This window comes from Lactovum odontotermitis (genome assembly GCF_054658595.1).
Map to the genome: position 1 here is coordinate 79,284 of NZ_BAAGGQ010000008.1, position 19,209 is coordinate 98,492.

Genomic DNA, 19,209 nt, shown 5'->3' on the forward strand with positions numbered 1-19,209 from the left:
ACAGGATAATTTTATTTGAAAGTAGAGTCATGTGGCTGACTAGAGTTCTTCTCCATTGGAGCCGAAGGCTTTTGCAAACCAATGGAAAGACTTTTTCGGCACACGCTTCATGTCACGCAGGTCATGATTGCCGCGATTGACATAGATTGCACCGTAACGTTTCTCCATATCTGCATGGCTTGACGGGATGTCAATTAATCCCCAGCCCAGATAGCCCAGCACTTCTACGCCATCGAGCTGAACGGCATCTTTCATGGCTTCTATGTGGTCACGGTGATAGGAAATTCGCAAATCATCCTGGATTTCGTTGACGCCGTCCCAGACTTCGCGCTGACCGAGCCCATTCTCGATGGGAAATAATGGAAGTTTATAACGGCTGTAGACTTTCGATAAAATCAGGCGGAGGCCCTCGGGGTCAATCGTCCAGCCCCATTCATTGGCGGGGAGTTTCGGGTCATTATGCATGCCTGTATTAAGATAACGGTTGGGCGCAGTTTCTTCTGATATTTGACTGGCGTCAAGCAGGGCGGAGCGATAATAAGAAAATGCAATGAAATCTTCTTTTGAGCTGGAAAGTATTTCGGCGTCGCCAGGCTGCCAGTCCATGTCAATGTTCTGGTTCTGCACAAAAGTTAAGACAGATGGCAAATAATGTCCTGTCGCATAAATTTCATTTAGATTATTATTTATAAATTCATCCAGACGGAATACTGCCAGATTATCCTCAGGCGATGTGCTTGCCGGATAAATCATCGTATATGCTAACATTCCGCCGATTTTGGCATTGCTTATTTCATGCAGATAGGCAGAGATTTGTTTGTGTGCCAGCATGGTATGGTGAAAAATACTGTAAAGTTCTGAAATTGTTTTCTCACCTTTTATATAGCCTGAAATTTCAAAAACTTCATCTGTAAAGTAAAGGTTGTGCTCGTTAAAAACAATCCACCATTTTACCCGGCTGGAAAAACGCTTGACCATTTCCTTTCCATAACGCACAAATGCGTCCATGACATGACGGTCCATAAAACCGTTGTATTTTTCGGCCAGGGCCAAAGGCATGTCAAAGTGGTAGAGGCAAATCATCGGTTCAATGCTGCGTTCAATCAGAGCGTCAATGAGGCGGCTGTAAAACTTGATGCCTTCTTCATTGAACTCGCCGTCGCCGTCCGGGCAGACACGGGACCAGGAAATCTGGAAGCGGTACATGTTCATGTTCATCTGCTTCATCAAGTCAAGGTCTCCATTGAAGTCATGAAAATTGTCAATGGCCACATGCCAGTCTGATGTATTTTCCGTCGCGGGGCGAATATCATAGACAGACAAACCTTTGCCTCCTTCATTCCAGCCGCCCTCGGTCTGCATAGATGAACTCGAATTTCCCCAAAAAAATTTTTTGCTTAAAATCATTTTCTGTTTTCTCATTTTCAATTAAAAATAAGCTACCCGAAGAGAGTAGCTTAAAAGGTTATTTTATTCTGTCTCAGCTGATTGAATTTCAGTTTCCCGTTCTGCTTCCTGCTCATGCAGCACTTTATCGTACCTGCGGGCAAACGGCAGATAAATCAAGGTTGATTCTACTAAGGCAACAGCTTGGAGTACGGCATATTTCCAGCCACCAATCAGGAAACCTGAAATAATAGGCGGAGTTGTCCAAGGAGCAGCCACGCCATTCATCGGCGGAACGATGTGAAAGGCAATCGCAGCATAAACAGTTGTTGAAACGACCACTGGAACCAGGAAGAACGGTAATGCCAGAATCGGATTTAATACCAGCGGCAGTCCGAAGAGGAAGGGCTCATTAATGTTAAACAGGCCAGGAACCAGTTCGACCTTACCAAGTGACTTCATCTGCTCTGAACGTGCCAGGAAAATCGTAAATATAATCAGCCCAAATGTAATACCAGAACCTGACAGGTTAATAAAGTTATTATAAAATTCATTGGTTACAATGTGAGCACCATTGGCCAGCGACAACTTATCTGCATGGTAAAGCGCAGCGTTGTCAGCCGTATTTGGAATCAGGAATGACCCGGTAATCGCACCCATAATAAGTCCGCCGTGTACACCGAAGAACCAGAAGAACGGCACCAGCAGTGAAATAACGATAATACCTGCATAAGAATCGCCAACACGCTGTAAAGGCTGTTCCAGCCATGTATAGATTTGAGTCACCATATCGGTATTGCCGATTTTGTCAAATAAAGTAAAGATGACAGTCGCGCCGATTATAACAACTGCCGACGGAATCATCGAAGTGAATTGATTGGCAACGTTTGACGGCACTTGCTCTGGTAAAGTTATTTTCCAGCCTGCTTTAATCATTGCGGAATAAGCCCAGCCAGTCAGCAGACCGATAATAATTGCGGCAATCATTCCTTGTCCGCCCTGCCATGAAAGATTAATGACGCCGGTTACAGGATTATTAAGGAAAACCTGCATCGCGTGCGGCAGTTTATTAACAGCCGTTGTTACCTGCGCACTTGTCATCGTCCTTCCTGCAGCAGTTAAACCGCCTGACATTGCTGACGTTACAGGATTTGACACCGACAAGGCCTGAACAATCCAAAAGGCCGACAAGGCGGTCAGACCAGCTGGAAGTGCGACACTACGCAGATTCTCTCCCTGAACATAAGTGTAAGCAATACCGACGACAGCCCAGATGGAAAGAACTCCAAATGAAACTGTATAAGCCTGAGTAAATACCGCTGTCCAGCCATTATCTGCAAACCAGTCGGCAACCGCCGGAATCGGAAAACTGGAAAGTATCAGAAATACTGAACCGATGATGATGAACGGCATCGCATAAAGCATACCGTTTTTAAGTGCTACCATCGCCTTTGTATTCACAAATTTCATGATGGGCGGCAGCAGCTTTTCGTTGACGAACGTTTTCATAAGCCCTCCTAAATAATAAATTGAAAATTTCTTATAACAAAGATAAGTATAACGTTTTCAGCTTCAATTTCAATACATTTTTGGATGACTGTTCCATGTTACATGATTTGTCACAAATTAAAAACTGCCGTTCATTCAGCAGCTTGATGAGCCAGAATTTCCAGATAGGCAACGACCGGCAATTGTGTCGTTAGATTCTCGAGCATATCATATTGAGAGTACTCTTCCTGAAAATCGTAGGTAAGATTAACATCTGAAAGTTTTGAAATTGGAGTATTCTTGCGATTGGTGATTGAAAGAATCTTCTCCGAGTTTTCTCTCAAAATCAGCAGACGCTCAATCAATTTATCTGTTTCACCCGAAGCCGACAAAACGATTGTTAATCCCGCAGCAGCATTCTGTTTTTTCATTGCTTGATAAGGGTCTGTGATAGCATAACTTTCAAGACCTAAATTAGAGAAATATTTTGCGCCGTAATCCGCCAAAGCACCCGATGTGCCGAGCCCGACAAACACAATATACTTTGCTTTCTTTATCAGTTTAACTGCCTGCTCCAGCTTGCGGGAAATCTCCCGATTTGAAATTCTTTTTAAAAATAAATCAAGCCGCAGCAGATTTTCGTAATAATTAACAGGAACAGCTTCCTCCTGTCCCTTGTCATTTAAATAATAGCGAAAGTCTGACCAGCCGCGAAAGCCCATGTTTTTTGTCATTCTAATGACAGTTGCTGTAGAAACATGGACTTTGTCTGCAACTTCACGGACTGTCAGTTTAGCTGCCGCGGTTTTATTCGTCAGAATCCAGTCAAATACTGAGCTTTCTAGGTCATTGAGATGGTTCATTTTTGAGGTTGAAAATTCTATTTCCATGTTTTTTTGACTGGTGGCCTTTCTTTTTATTTCGCTGGAGTTGTTAATTTTCAGACTTTATTATATCAGAAAATTCAGCAGGAAGAGGCTGAGACAAAACTAGCACATGAATCATACAGTACGTGATACAGAGGAGACTGAAAATTTCCATGGTTTTCTTGTGTTTTTCTGCTACTCTTTGTCTTACAGAAGATAGTCCTGTAAATTCAATTTTTGAATGCTATATAATTTGGTCTGCGACCTGCATTCCCCCGCTTTCCCCCGACGCAAAGGTTCTTGATGAACGTTATTCTCGACAATATGTCCGAAATACTCATGATGGTCACGCAGTAAGAAGTTCCTCAGCCCCAAATCTGTTGCGTAATATTTGGCTTGGGTATTCAATAATTGATGTCTGCGAATATCATAAAGGGGAAAGCGGCCTTTCCCCTTTTAAGTTTTTTAAGCCTGAACCACAATTATTGAACCTTAAAAAATGAACTTTTCGCCGTCAAATAGTGTTTCCCGGCCGTCAAATCATACTGAACCATTTTCAAATCTGAAATCAACTGCTTCTGCTCGGCATTCAGCTTTAAATCACCAGAAAAACGTGTATCAAATTCGGCTGGTACTTTCTGCATGACTTCTGTTAACAGAGCCTGGTATGGACTCACCTTAGAATTTGTGGTCTCAAGGAGTTTCGGCGTGAATTCAGCAGAATTCAGTGTATCATGCGAGTTTTTAGCATTTCCTTGATTTGTCCAAATAAAATAGTCTGTCAAAAATTGTGCTTCCGGATTATCGTTAAAGATGTCGCTGGGATAAAATCCGGGCAGATGGTCGCCATAAAAGACAACTGTGATTCTTTTGTCTATTTTCTTGAGCGCATCCAGAAAATCTTGAGTCGCCTGATCGCTTGTACTGACCTTGCGTGTATAGTTCTGAAGCTGATTATTTGTCCACTTGTCAAAGCCGACACCTGTTGCAGTAATCTTTGAATCTCCCGTGTAGGCATCATAAGGCATATGATTCTGCATCGTCAGCACGCTGAAAAACTGTGTTTTATTTGTGTCTATTTTATCAAGAACGTCTTTGTAGGTCTGCGCATCGTCCACTCGCCCGTCCAGCATTGTCTGATTCGTTAAAGTATCTTCTTTTGTCGTGCCCCACATGGCATAAAAATGCTGAAAGCCGAGCCGATCATAAATAACATTCCGGTCATAATTCTTCGCATTTTCAGGATGAAGCGCAATTTTATCCGAAAATTCGTCGGAAATGCTGGGAATAAACGGCATACGCGGAAGCACATCATTGTTAATGTTCGCGACGCTTGAAGTAAAGAAATTCATCGGCATACCCGTCAAAGATTGAATTTCCATATTTGCCGTTCCGCCGCCGTAACCGTTGGAAAGCATTGAACCGCCGGTATTCTCCTGCATCATCTTCTCAATGTTATTGAGCGGGTTCTGAGAAACAGTAACCCCTGGCACACGTCTCGGGTCGGACAAAGACTCAGAAAGAACGTAAATCACTGTCTGATCGGTAATTTCGTGAACTCTTGTCTGATTCATCTGCCCTGCCAGCTGCAGATATTTTTTATCTATTTTTTCAATTGATGACTGGCTATAGCTCTTCGGCTCCTCCATGATTTTCCCGAAAGCCGTTTTCAGCCAGACAAAAGACAGAGAATTTCTACTGCTGACCGTTGCATTCCCAAACCAGAGATTTGCAGCGTCTGAATTCACAAATGCTGTCAGGACAGGTATTTGAATCTGTTTTCCGCTGCTTGCAGAGTCAGTTAAATTATTCGGCAACGGATAATTTGCAAAAATATTAGCCAGAGGAACAAAAACTAGCAAGAACACAAAAAGCGTTGCCGAACGTGCCTTCCAGCTCATTAATTTTCCTTTAAACCATTTTTTCCGAATGATAAATACTGCGAACGTACAAATGACCACAAACACAACAGCAACAATGATGATAAGGCTTATATTGACAAAACTTAAAAGCGTCGAAGGATTTTTAAGCCAGCTCACATCCGAAAGATAAATCGGCTCTTCACGCTCCGAAAACTTGACAGCATTTGCAATCGAAAAAGTAGAAAAAACGACGATAATCAGCAAACTACTGATGACATATCGGTTAATAATCGCATAAATAAGCATAAAAATTGAAGTCAATACAAGAATCTGAAATAGCACCGCTCCCGTCAGCAGACTGTTTGGAATCGAGCTTCCACGCTGAATCGTATAATTAAAAATAACAGCCAGCAGCAAACTACTGAAAAACGCCAGCGAAAAAGACGGACGATTTTTTAGAAGTGAAATACCCCCCCTGTAAACGCACACGCTAATCAGCATTATCACAACAAACAGCAAGAATTGATCAAATACGAGCCTAAAAAAGTTATAATAGCTAAACACCCGCACCCCAGACATCAGCACAGACTGGAAGATTTTTATCATAAAATTATCAAGAAACACAAGCACAGTGAGCAAAAAGACAAACAAATCACAGTAGCTGACACTGAAGCCAGGGAGCGCTCTAAATATGTTTTTAAACTTAAACGGAATCCTCTTCAGAAACAGCAGCAATGACACGATCAGCAAAAAACTAATCAAAAAAAGATTATAGCTTGGACTAAAAAGATTATTTTGAATGAAAGAAAAATTGACCGGACTGCCTGAAACGCCAATATTCTTTGTTATTGCAATAAACAAATGAAAAAAACTATACAATAAAAAAAGCAATGCCAGCTTTTTAAGATTGGTTTTAACTAACTCCCTGCAACGATAGAGCAAAGCTCCGAGATATAGCGCACCAATCACACCCGATAATCTATAGAGGTTCAACAAGACGAATACACCCTGAGGAACTGCTATATTGTTATATAACAAGCTTAACATTGCAATATTGCTCAGAAGCAGGAACAAACTCAGGATAGCTGCCGCACGAGGTAAAACTTTATTAATTGTCGAATTTTTCTTCGTTTTCGTCATTAATTAATTATATAATTTCACATTAAATTAATCAATGGCTTTTAGACGTTTTTTATGTTTCTGTCTAAAAATATAAGATTCTGATTCAGATTCAAAGTTAAGTTAACTCAAAAAATAGCCCCTGCAAGCTATTTATTAGAATAAATTTTTCGTTTGTCTAATCTTTCGCAACGAAAATTGTATGGTGGCAATATACAAAAATCACGCAATAGTAATGTGTGAAAGAACATATGCATACATTTGAAAGCCATATTTTCTGAAAGACAACCTCTTCTACTTCTCCAAGAGGTGTTTCAGTCAACACGACTGAAGTGCTAATGGATAACAATATTGTAGTTCTGTCTTAGTTCAGAATACCTATATATGCCATTAATTCATCATTTTGTAGTCGGCCTAAGACAATGCTTGGACGAATTTTCATCTCATTAGAAAACTTTAAAATAGCTTCTCTTGTATAATCAGATTTACGCTGGAAAGTCAAATACTCATTTCCCGGTATCAGAAAGTTTTCAGCAAAACATCTGCTTTGCGTTCTTTTTCCAGATAACTGTTTTTGTCCCATGGTCGGAATAAAAATCATTTTCAATGATATGACCAAGCTCATGAAATAAAGAGAACCAGAAAACATCCGCCCCCTTATTTCTGTCAGTCATTAACAATAAGATACTGCCGTTTCTAAATTTTTTAGTTGCACCATTCAAATTTGTATTTTTCAGGGCAGGAAGCCCCAGCAGGATAATCCCACATTCCAGCAACTCTTTTTTCAAAACAGGATAAAAAACTTGAGGATCCTGAAGTGTCATCTTTCTAAGATTTGTCAGCAAACTGTCCAGTTTTTTCCTGTTAAATTTATTATCCGTCATATTTTTTGAAGAATTAATGGCCAATTCCAGCATAATATTAGAGTTTACAATTGATTTCTCAGAAAAGCCCTTTGTATTACGATAACTGACCAAATTATTGAAATCATATAAATAGGATAAGCTGGAAACATGAAGCAGCTTTTTAAGTTCTTCAACCTTTTCCCTTATGGTGTATTTTTTATTTTCTACAAACTTGTTTTTCTTAAAATAGGTAAAATCAACCAAGCGCAAATGTTTTCTTCGTCCTCATTTTGTGATTCTTCAATTTCAATTACTTTCATGTCATAGGCATTTTGCAGATTCAGCCAAGTAACAATAGAAACACCAGTTAATTTTGCCAACTTATTCGCTGTCTCTTTGCTGACTGATTCCTCGCCATTTACCAGCTTACTCACAGTCTTTGGGGGAATGCCAAGTCTCTGAGCGAACTCCTGCTGAGTGATGTTTAAGTCCTCTATAATTTCTTCAATATAAGCCCCTGGATGAAAAGCAATTAAGTCTTTGTATATTTTTTCGTTATTACTCATAATGTTTACTAACCTCCATTATTTGTATTATTGTGACAAATGCGGGTTTTGAATAAACTGCAAGCTCATCTTCTTCGTTAAAAGCAACGAGCAACCTGTATGAACTTTTTCTTCCATCAATGTCGCAATGTCGCTTGCATACTGGCCTAACCTTTCACCTCTTAATTTGTGAAAATTATACCTTGGGAAAGCTAAAAGTGAAGACAAATTATCAGCTCTCTCAATAAAATTAATCAACATATGCAGTTTTTTCGCAACCTTATCGGATAAATCCTTTTTTGCTTGTTTTAATTCAGTACACTGTCGTTCAATGACTTTGTTACTGTATTGAATTTGCATAGAACCTCCGATTTATAATTTGACTGTATCGTGAAATTACCTTTTAGGTAATTTTGTTATACATTGTCCTTGATTATAAATCAAGATATATACTTTCAACGAGGAAAAACTCCTGGTATACAAAAATAAGTTAACAATGACGTAAACTTCCCATTTAAAAAATGACCGCTTTAAGCCGTCATTCTGATTATTTATAAAATAATTCTAAACAAGGCACTTCCTCCCTAACTGTACAAAATCAAAGTTTTTCTAATCTTGCTATGAGTTGGATGAGAAATCGCAATACAGTTAAATACCTTAGACTTTGGGAAAGAATTCAACATCCTGAAAGTTTCAACTCCATCGAATAGAATTATAGACTCTATTTAGTTAGCTTCCTCACCGATTTTTGCAATTTCATCCATTATCACTTTTACAGGATTGCCAAAATCTGTCCACAATTTCAGATTCTTTTCTTGATTTTCTTTCAGTGAATCTCCATGCTCCATGATGTCATTCACTTCATTGGACATTTTTTGGAAAAAATTATCAGATTCTTTAATTGAATGCCAGCCATTGCTGATTTTTTCCCCGAGACTATTAAAAGCCATATGATCATTTCTTTCAAGAAACACAATTGGCTTTGAAGCGATTTGTCCCTCAGTCAAGGAAGATATTCCGTCTGTCACTATTACATCTGCCCCCTTCAAATAACCAATATAATTCGAGTCTCCTGAAAGCTCAAATGTATTATCAAGCTTATTCCATTCTTCAAGCCAATTATTATATTCCTCACTTATGATTGTCAAATCACTCCCCATTAATCTACTGCGAAATGAAGGATGTTCACAAAAAACAATGTCCACGTCTTGATTTTTCTGAGCAAAAGCCAAAAGTTCTTTATAAATTTTTGGAAAAAGTCCAAAGTTGAGCCAGTCTTTCCCAATTGAATGATGTGAAAACCAATAGATTTTTTTGTTCGTAGTCTCTCTAAACCACTTTGACTCAGCTTTTAATATTGTGTCAACCTTCGGACTTCCGACATTCACTTGATTATGAAGGTTTGGCAAACTATTTTCGGCCAATAACTCATCTATTTCCGGTACGTAGGAATGAAAGACTCTCCACGCTAATCTTTGTGCTTGATCATCGACTGTGGGAATAGGAAATTCAGCATTCATCGATTTTGGATTAACAAGAATTCCCAGCGCGTAATCAAGAATTGCTAATCTTGTAAAGGACAAAAATTTAGAAGAGTAATGCTCTTGGAGATCCGCATCCCAATGCGTTTGACGGACAATTACATCTGGATTTATCCGCTTTAAAAGTGTCAAACCAGAATAATCAAATGGCATTCTGATATGAGCAATTCCTAACTCTTCCAGCTTTTCATGAATTTTTGATTCATTTTCAAAATTAGGATTAGGCAGCATTCTTGAATGAATAGAACCGACAAAAACCTCAAATCGCTCATCCTGAGACATCCGTAATATTAAATCCTTTACAGTATCGATTGAGGCTAAATTTGAAACCAAATAAAACACTTTGATTTTTTCAGAAACTTTCTTTTCATGTTCATGACGAAGTATCATATTCAGCGAATCATTGACGGCCAAAAGATATCCAGCATTTGCATTATTACTATTTTGAAGATCCTGAATTTTAGTCTCTAGGAAATTAAATCTTTCGTTGATATTAACTTCTAGCGCTTCAATTCTGTCATCTGTTCTGCTTTGTTCTCTAAACATTTATTCATACCTCTTGAATCTGTCTGGTTCTTATTTCATCCTACTTTTCCAAGCTTTCCAATTTTAAAAAAAACAAGTTACATTTTTTATATTTTTCAAGCATCAAATCTGTGCATTAATATCATCTTGTCCATCACATCAAAGGAAATCGTTACATCAGTTGTTCGTTTGCTGTCAAAAATCCTGCAAATAATGCACTCTGATACCTACAATTTCGTGAGAGCTTAACTTCCATTCACAACTTATCTATCATGATGATTCTGCTCCATTACCTGATAAATATAAAGTTCATATGACATTCGACTCTGCCGGACAATCGTGTCAAGAATCAGCCCGGAAATCAAGAAGAGAGCCGCCAGAATCATCAAACCTACTGCCAGCATCGCCAGCGGCACATGCGTGATAAACTGAGTCCGTGCAAATTCAATCAGCACCGGAACTCCAACTAGAATACCGATGATGAAAAAAAGCAGAGCCAAAATGCCGAAAAAGCGCATCGGTTTATAATCTTTAAAAAGTCTGAAAATCGTCGCCAGAACTTTCACCCCGTCAGAATATGTATTGAGTTTTGATTCTGATCCTTCCGGCCGATCCTGATAAGAAATCGGAACTTCAACCAGCTTAAAACGCTTGTCCATCGCATGAATTGACAGTTCAGTTTCAATCTCAAAGCCTGGTGACAAGACGGGGAAAGATTTGACAAACAGACGATTAAACCCGCGGTAACCCGTCATGATGTCCTGATAATGGCCTTTGTAAAGGTTGTTAATCAAGCCTTTCACCAGGTTATTACCTAAATCATGAAAAGGACGCTTGTTTTCGTTAGAATATGTACCGTTTGAAAGACGGTCGCCTATCGTCATATCTGCCAGACCGGAGCGCAACGGCTCCAAAAGCTTATCGACTTCGGTAGCCGGATAAGTATCGTCCGCGTCCACCATGATGTAATAATCGGCGTTGATGTCACGGAACATTGAGCGAACAACGTTTCCTTTCCCCTGACGCGGTTCAAAAACAACATGCGCACCAGTTTCGCGAGCGAGTTCACTGGTTTTGTCTTTTGAATTGTTGTCATAAACGTAAATCTCGGCTTCTGGAAGTACTCGCCGAAAATCGGCAATCACTTTAGTGATTGTTTGTTCTTCGTTGTAGGCAGGGATAAGAATGGCGATTTTTTCTGACATTTTTATGTTTAATTTTCCTATTCTATTATTTTTTGGCTTTTGATAGGCCTCTGTAAACTTATGATGTGTCTGCAATTTGCCAATAGGCGCCTAAGAAGCAACTAGGCTACTAGGGGCTCTGCCTTTTGTCTTACAGATTAGCCTTTTTATGTTTAAAATGATTCAGTATACTATTTTTTTATCCGCTGAATCGGATGCTTTCACTTCGTTGCGAATGTATTTCACCTTGTTTTTAGTGGTCCTTTCGGAAATGTTACCCCAATTATTTTATCATACTTTTTCTGCAATATGTCGATTGTTAAATCAGTACTATTTTTTAACGATTAACAGTTTTTCGGAACTTTTGAGCTAAATTCAAAAAACGAGGAGGACGAACGTTCAGCTTACAGGTGCAATTTTAGGAGGTCTGTCGAAAAAATTTCCATGATTTTGTCAAAATCACAAAATCTGAGTTTGCTAATCCAAGTTTCGTCTTTTTACAAAAATAAAAATACAACTCCCAAATACTGAAACAATTTGAATAAATGCACCACAGACGAACCATTTTGACGGATGATAAGAAATAATTAACACGTTTTTTCCTGCTTGAGCGTTTACTTTCAAAGCACCAATGTAAGAAATATCGGTCTCAGAACTTGATAAAACTTTGCCGTTCAATATCACCTTCGTGTGCGCATAACTCAGAACTGGTAACATGGTTTTTTGATTTTTTTCCGAGCGCCACGAAATTTCCAGTCCTCTAGAAGTAACCCTATGTTGCAAGTCTGATCCAACAAAATAAGTCTGTTTATAAACATCGTTTATGAAATAATTCTGGAAATTCAGGTATCCTTGATTCCCTTGCGCCGATAATTCTGTTACTTTGTAGGGCGAACCATTGGGAACATAATCAACTTCACCAACACCTGGCTTATTTATGCTTTTTTCGTAAAAAGATGAACTCAGGAGGAACTGAGGGCTCGTCATTGCCTCAAAGTAATCTTGCGGCACCATTGAATCTTGGAATGTTGAAAAACTTTTTGAAACAAAAGATTTGGATTGCTGTGCCGTCACTGAAAAGTAGGAAATTAGCGTGAAAACTAGAGTAATAAGTGTGAAAAACTGAATTAACTGTCTATTTTCTCTAGACAATAACTTACCAATTAAAAACAGTCCAAGCGGGAAAGCAATCACCATAAAGCGGGTGTAAAACTGAAGCAAAGTAATTTTGGGAATAAAACTCAAATTTACTAACCCAAAAGAAAAAATGGTAAACAAAATCGAAATGACAAAAGAGAACTTTACATCCAAAGTTTCTGAACGTAGGTGTCTACCGGTCATAATATATCCAACCACAAGAAGAATCACTACAAAAATTGAAAATTGAGTAAAGCCCAGTCCTGAAATATCAAGCGTATATTGTAAATCCATCATAAGCGGCAGACGCGGCATGATTAAGCCCGGATTCGACAAAACAACCTCTAAGTAAGCTCCCCAGATATTAAAATTCAAAAATAAAAATAGAATTGCTGATAAAAGCATTGCTTTTATTACTGGAAAATAAATTTTTGATCTAAAATTTTTGAAAGTAAAGCAAATGAAAGCCAAAAAATAAATCCCCAGTCCAAGAAGTAAACTCAACATATGAGTTTGAGCCAAGACAGTTAATGATAAAACTAATTCCCAGACAATAACCGGCTTACCACTTGATTTTAACAGCCTTAATGAAACAGCAATAACCAAGGGAAAAAATGCGTAGCCAATCGCATAAGTTCCATTTGCTAGCTGAATATTCCCATTCCCTGCAATGACATAGAAAATGCTTAACAAAAAAGCCATTTTCTTTTGAATTAAACTACTCCTCAGGCAATAAAACATACAGCTTATCCCTATGACATTTGTCAGCCAGCAGTATGAAACATACCAGATAATGCCATGAAAACCGCAAAGAAAAAGCAAAAAGCCTTGAAAATAAGCAAAAAGCGGACCATATAAAGCATTCATGATCCGTCCGCTATTGTTATTGGTGAAAAACTGCTGAAAATAGGAAAAGTGGCCCGTTTTTATCTGCATAGCGGTATCAAGATAACGCGTCATGTGAAAAAACATATCAGGACCATTTAAACCTGAGCCGCCGCCGAAACTAATCTCCGGAATCAACAAGAACAAGGAGATAAATAAAATAATCAGAGAAACTTTAATTTTATAAGGGATAGCTATAAATTTATGAATCATTCTTTTCTTTCATTAATTGGAAGCCACACTACCCGGGCAGCTCCTGTGACCTAGAAGCAAGTCTTCAAGGGGCCAATGCTAAAGCGATGGACGAAGCTGATAATAATATCAAAAGCGATGAAATCGAGTACACTTTATATATTTTCTCTGTTGTACAAAACAGCCTGCCAGTCGGAATTACAGCCAAAATAAAGAAAACGGCCATATAATACCTTGCTTGAATTCCTAAAATTCTATCAGAATCAACCGGAGTCCATGTAATCCATTGCGCCAGCCAAGTGGCAGCTACTATGCCAAGTACAGCCACAACCATGAAAACTGACAATAACCTAAGCCTCATCTCAGAGACAGCCGAAAGTTTTTCCTTCTTTTCCTGATAACCGACAAAAATAAAAACAAAAATAGAGATTAATGTAAGATAACCAAATAGATAAGGAAGATGAAACACATAATCATTAAATTTCAGACTATCCAATGACCCATTTGTATCAGTGAAGGGAGATTGAAGCAACCCCAACCCTGTCTTTAAATAATTCCAGGCTCCTGTCATAAAAGATTTTATAGCTGCCAACGGCGCCGTTTTTAGTCTGGAAAGCTGCGGAATTGCCGTCAGGTAAATATCACTTAACCCCAAATGATGAGTTGACGTCAAACTCGTCCAAGCACCATAAATGATAAGCGGAGCAACAGTGGCTATCATCTTCAACCAAGTCAACGACTTCAACCCCAACTTTTTAACATACTTAATTTTCTGATAATCAACAAAGTAAAGCGGGATGAGAACAATCACCGCAATCATTGACGGCTTTGATAAAGCGGCAATCGTCACCAGCAATGAAAGTATTAATATATCAAGGACATTCTCCTTTTTTGAGCGTTCCTCAAAATAACTTCGAAGCAAAATTGCTAAAAAAAGAACAATCGGACCAATTGACATGATATCCGCATTCATCCCGATTGAAAGGCTTATCATTATTGGAAGCAGACCAACTGCAGCCACAGCCCATTTTTTTACAGGGATAATCTTAATTGAAAAATACATAAATAGTGCATAGGTAATAAACACTGCAAATCGAGCGAGATAATCCAAAATCACGGGCGATGAATTGAACAATTTTCCTAAAGTTACGGCTAAAGCCTGTGGTAAAAAGGCAACAGGCGCATAAGTATCAAACTGAGTAGTCCCTAATAATATCCTCTCGTTTTTATTTAGCGGTGTTTTCACCCATTTGCCAAAAGAATCATTGTAATTCTCTAAACCAGGGTAGGATTCAACAAATTCTGCAACTGACTTTGGAAACAATGAATTCGGTTCATTTGGAATAAAACCGAAATGTGATATATCAGCTTCACTAACAGGCAAGGGATGATTTTTAACAATAAAAAGCCCCTGACTTATGCCGTACACTCTTTGAAAAGCATGATTCTCATCATTGGATTGAAGCGGCTTAAAATAGATAAAAAAAGGGATAAAAAAGGCGACTAGAATTAATATAAAAATATTCTCTGTTTTTTTCAACTTACTCATTTATTTTCTCCAGGAAACAAAATATCATTCCACATTTCTTCACTCGTCAAATAATCCAAATCATCCAACAAACGTTTCCGTACCTTTCCATAATTTCGACGAATCTTCCAGCAATCGCGCCAAATTGAAAATATTCCTTTAAAAAGCTTTTTCTTGCTGATTTCAACAATAAATCCTTTGTTTGTGTTCGGATTGTAAGTCAATACACGTTTATAACCAGCCATTTGCTGAAATATCGGAAGAATCGACATTCTTTGAATATTGATTTTATCGTGCACTAATGGAAAGAAAAGCATTTTTAGAAGAGTTAATCTCCCCTTCTCACCCATTTTAGGATTGAACTCAATCGGAAGTTGTGACAAATCTAAGGTCTGTGCAGTATTGGCAGAAGCCAAATTCATTATTTTGACTATGTTCTCTTGCATTCCAGCGTTGTCAACTAACCATTTTGAAGTGAGGTTAAGATAGTCATTCAATGCAAGTTTCAAAACATCTACATAACCATACCGTCCTGCTAAAAGCATATTTTGTGCTAACCACTTATAATATTTCACAGCATATTTAGAACGATTAATAAAGAGAGTATTCACAATCATCTTATTTCGCATATCCAAATACTCTGTCATTGGAGAAAACTTATCCTCAAAGTTCTCAGCCATGCAAGCAACGCCATTTGCGAAAACAACATTAAACTTATTAAGTGTACTAAAGCTGACATCATCTCCTCGAACAAAATAAGGAGGAGTCAGATATTTAACATGTTTTACTGGAAAGGCAAAGAACCACCAGCCACCATAGTCATTTGAGGTATCCTCCTGTTCAGAATACAGGATTGTTTCACGTGAGAGCCCCCAAGCATCACGGTATTTAGCCATCCAAGTTACACTAGGATCTAACTTCGCACCACGTTCTATGAAATTATCAGGCCGATCTTCAAAGAACAAGGCTGCACCTACTGCTGTCGAATCATCTTCTGCAAACTGCAGAATTTGATAGGCACGTTTGATGCTTTCAACTTCAAGACTTGCATCATCATCCATGAACAGCACATGCGTAACATCAGTTTCATGCTTGTAATATAAAAATCCGCGCATAAAACCGCCTGAACCGCCTGTATTCTCATTAGGAATTATTTGAACGCCTTGAGATTCTTCAACCGTAATATTTTTTGAATTATCTACAACAACAAAGTCGATTTTGTCATGCCATTCCTGTTTATCAAGAAGGTTTTCTTTGATACGTTTAATTGCTGGGACTACATAGTTTTTACGATTGAAATGTGTAATTGAAATTCCGAGTTTAACTGTCCGTTTTATTGAATCCTTCGTTTCCCACTTCATTGACTTTATTGAAACATCTTCCAAAGCCGTTATTTTAGGAAAAATCAAGCCTGAATGTTTTGCATCTTGAACATTCAGCTCAAAAATATACTTATCCTCAGAATTCAAATCAAATTCAACAGAATCAAGTAATAAGTTAATATAATTTTCAGTATACTCAAAGAATTCAATTTTAACTTTTCCAGAGCCAGAAATTAAAAAGCTTGCGCTTTGAATGCCCACTTTCTTTTTCCATAACGGAACTGAAAAATAGTTATAATATGAATCAAAAGATACAGTTGACGTATTTGACATCTTTAGTTGACCTTCCGAGAAAACCACCTGGCCATCTGGGCGATAATACTTTTCTTTTGATCCGAAATCCAGGCTATGTGGAAAAACAAAATTTTGAAGAGTCTGCATATATGATTTAAATTCCTTTACTTTATATATTATTTTATTGTTTCGTCAAGTTGAATGGGAATCACAAAATTTCCATAATTTTTTTTGCCAAAAATATTTTCAAACATGAAAGCAGCTCGCACCCTGTCCAAAAGGTGTTCACCAGACTCCGCATACAAAAAAATATCCACAGTGAATGTTTCCTTTGAAAAATGATTGTCTACTTCTACTGAGAAATCTTTCATCTCTGATGAGTTCAAGGTCAAACCTTGCCTCTTATCAGAAATAAGATGATTACCGACTATATTCTTTCCATCCTGATAAAAAACAATCCCGAAATCAAGGTTTCCGCTGAAATCTTGATCAGAGTAATTCTTAATTTTAAAATTGAAAAGCAATCGTGAATCATCAAATTGAAAATCATATTTCTCGAAGCGCACACTTCCGTCGCCCATCCGCATGGGATCAATCTGTTTTGTTTCTCCAAGAAAAAGTTTGCTGTAATTCCATGAAATTTCTTCAACATCTTTTCCCGACTCAATAATATTACCACTGTCAATAAGCATTGCCTTATTGCAATACTTTCTAACCGCATTCATATCATGAGTAACCAGAACTATCGTCTTAGATTTATCACCTTTTATCGCTTTGAAAAAATTATCACATTTTTTCTGAAAAGCCTCGTCTCCAACAGCCAAGACCTCGTCCAGAACAAGAATATCTCCTTTTGCCTTAATTGCCACAGAAAAAGCCAGCCGCACCTGCATTCCCGAAGAATAATTCTTCAACTTCTGGTCCATGAAGTCCTGCAGTTCAGAAAACTCGACGATTTCGTCGTACATTTCGTCGACTTCTGTCGTTGAGAAGCCGAGCATGGCACCGTTCAGATAGACATTCTCACGGCCGGAAAGCTCGTCGTTAAATCCGACTCCCAACTCGATAAAAGAGACAAGGCGTCCATTAATTTCGACGCTGCCGGCGTTCGGCTTGTAAATTCTTGAAATAATTTTCAGAAGCGTGGACTTCCCAGAGCCGTTACGCCCGACAATGCCGAAGAAATCACCTTTCTCAATATCGAAACTGATGTCCTTCAGAACTTCCTGCCTGCGGTAGCCCTTAATTCCCTTAAAGCGATTGACGACGGCACGGCGGAGGCTGTTGGTCGGCTCAGTCGGGAGCTTGAAATACTTGGAGACGTGGCTGACACGAATGGCGATATTGTCGTCGGGGGTCGCGTTTTCTCCTATCACACCCATTTTGTCCGCGTTTTCATTAGCGGGGAAAGTCTGCCTAGTTTGTTGTTTTTCCATTTCCATCAAAGAACCTCCGCAAAGTTATCCGCATGGCGGGTGAAGATTGTGTATCCGAGAATGAAAATCAGTACGGAGAAGACGTAAGGAATGCTGGCGATAGCAGGATTCAGGATAAATTGGAAGGCCGGCGGATAACTTGGTGCATTGACCATGGTTCCGCCGATATTGACCGGACCGACCTGAGGGCCGATAATCGCCCAGCGAAGGTCAGAAATAATCTGCGCCATTGGGTTAAGCATGTCGATTTTTGCAACCAGCTCGCTTTTTCCGCGCAGCAAAGAGATAGGGTAGATAATCGGCGTGAAATACATGCCGACCTGCAGCAGAACGTTCCAGATGGGCTCAATGTCACGGAATGAGACATAGAGCGTGGCCACAACAAAAGAGATTCCCGCTGTAATCAGCAGCAGCTGAAAAGCCAGCGGAATCACGAAGATAATGTGCCAGTCGATTCGGACACCGTTGATAATCATGAAAATCAGCACGACACAGAGATTAATCCCCAGATTAATCGCTGCACCTGCGATTTCAGAAAAAATCAGAACCGGCTTTTCAAAGTCGATTTTTCTGAGAAGACCGCCGTGCCCTACAACTGTATAAAGACTACGGTGCGTCGCCTCATCAAAAAAGGTCCAAATGACAAGACCCAAAAGCATCGCCACCGGCCAATGCGGCGTACCTGCACCAAACTGCAGAAACTGTACAAAAACCAAATAGAGTACAGCAAAATACATCAACGGATAGAGGATGGACCACAAATAACCTATGACTGATTGTTGGTAACGGAGTTTAAAATCTGTCTTGATAAATTCTTTGAGTAGAACTCGGTTTTTCTTATTCAATAATTTCATAGTTTAAATTTCATTTTTCATTGTAACATAAATTTGAGTATTTTTCGAATATTTCAGCAGTCGGAGAATTCAACGAAAGTTATAAAATGAAGTTGGACACTTTTCCAACAAAAAATCATCATGTTTTCTTATAATAGTTTTTTCGACAAAACAATATAGAAAAGAGACATGATGACCTTCTCCAATTGTAGCACAGAACA

The 19,209-nt window shown here is 38.7% G+C and carries 11 protein-coding genes and 2 pseudogenes; all 13 read right to left on the reverse strand.

The annotated features are described in order from the left end of the window. Nucleotides 1–39: 39 nt before the first annotated feature. Entirely contained in the window at nt 40–1,422 is a 1,383-nt protein-coding gene (locus tag ACYQ2E_RS06095) for a glycoside hydrolase family 1 protein (protein ID WP_460017184.1), read from the reverse strand. A gap of 48 nt (nt 1,423–1,470) precedes the next feature. Further along, nucleotides 1,471–2,895 carry a PTS sugar transporter subunit IIC gene (locus ACYQ2E_RS06100; RefSeq protein ID WP_460017185.1) on the reverse strand — a complete coding sequence of 475 codons (1,425 nt, stop codon included), beginning with the start codon at nt 2,893–2,895 and terminating at the stop codon, nt 1,471–1,473. A 131-nt stretch (nt 2,896–3,026) separates the two neighbouring features. Continuing rightward, a complete protein-coding gene (locus tag ACYQ2E_RS06105) occupies nt 3,027–3,764 on the reverse strand; it encodes a MurR/RpiR family transcriptional regulator (protein WP_460017186.1) in 738 nt (245 codons plus the stop codon). A 458-nt stretch (nt 3,765–4,222) separates the two neighbouring features. Beyond that, entirely contained in the window at nt 4,223–6,103 is a 1,881-nt protein-coding gene (locus tag ACYQ2E_RS06110; protein ID WP_460017187.1) for an LTA synthase family protein, read from the reverse strand. Nucleotides 6,104–7,056: 953 nt separating this feature from the next. Next, nucleotides 7,057–8,132: pseudogene (locus tag ACYQ2E_RS06115) on the reverse strand (HigA family addiction module antitoxin). Then, a pseudogene (locus tag ACYQ2E_RS06120) lies at nt 8,125–8,471 on the reverse strand (hypothetical protein). The pseudogenes ACYQ2E_RS06115 and ACYQ2E_RS06120 overlap by 8 nt, the downstream one beginning before the upstream one ends. Before the next feature lie 365 nt (nt 8,472–8,836). Further along, a complete protein-coding gene (locus ACYQ2E_RS06125) occupies nt 8,837–10,198 on the reverse strand; it encodes a hypothetical protein (protein WP_460017188.1) in 1,362 nt (453 codons plus the stop codon). A gap of 242 nt (nt 10,199–10,440) precedes the next feature. After that, nucleotides 10,441–11,382 carry a glycosyltransferase family 2 protein gene (locus ACYQ2E_RS06130; protein ID WP_460017189.1) on the reverse strand — a complete coding sequence of 314 codons (942 nt, stop codon included), beginning with the start codon at nt 11,380–11,382 and terminating at the stop codon, nt 10,441–10,443. A gap of 456 nt (nt 11,383–11,838) precedes the next feature. Beyond that, nucleotides 11,839–13,596, reverse strand: a complete 1,758-nt coding sequence (locus ACYQ2E_RS06135) for a hypothetical protein (RefSeq protein ID WP_460017190.1) — start codon at nt 13,594–13,596, stop codon at nt 11,839–11,841. Nucleotides 13,597–13,660: 64 nt separating this feature from the next. Further along, on the reverse strand, nt 13,661–15,124 hold the full coding sequence (locus ACYQ2E_RS06140) for a DUF2142 domain-containing protein (protein ID WP_460017191.1): 1,464 nt from the start codon (nt 15,122–15,124) through the stop codon (nt 13,661–13,663). Then, the gene (locus tag ACYQ2E_RS06145) at nt 15,121–16,866 is read right to left on the reverse strand and encodes a glycosyltransferase (protein WP_460017192.1); all 1,746 of its coding nucleotides are present in this window, start codon (nt 16,864–16,866) and stop codon (nt 15,121–15,123) included. Before ACYQ2E_RS06145 ends, ACYQ2E_RS06140 begins: the two co-directional genes overlap by 4 nt. 29 nt (nt 16,867–16,895) lie before the next feature. After that, entirely contained in the window at nt 16,896–18,101 is a 1,206-nt protein-coding gene (locus tag ACYQ2E_RS06150; protein ID WP_460017200.1) for an ABC transporter ATP-binding protein, read from the reverse strand. Nucleotides 18,102–18,160: 59 nt separating this feature from the next. After that, nucleotides 18,161–19,009 carry an ABC transporter permease gene (locus ACYQ2E_RS06155; protein ID WP_460017193.1) on the reverse strand — a complete coding sequence of 283 codons (849 nt, stop codon included), beginning with the start codon at nt 19,007–19,009 and terminating at the stop codon, nt 18,161–18,163. Nucleotides 19,010–19,209 lie beyond the last annotated feature (200 nt).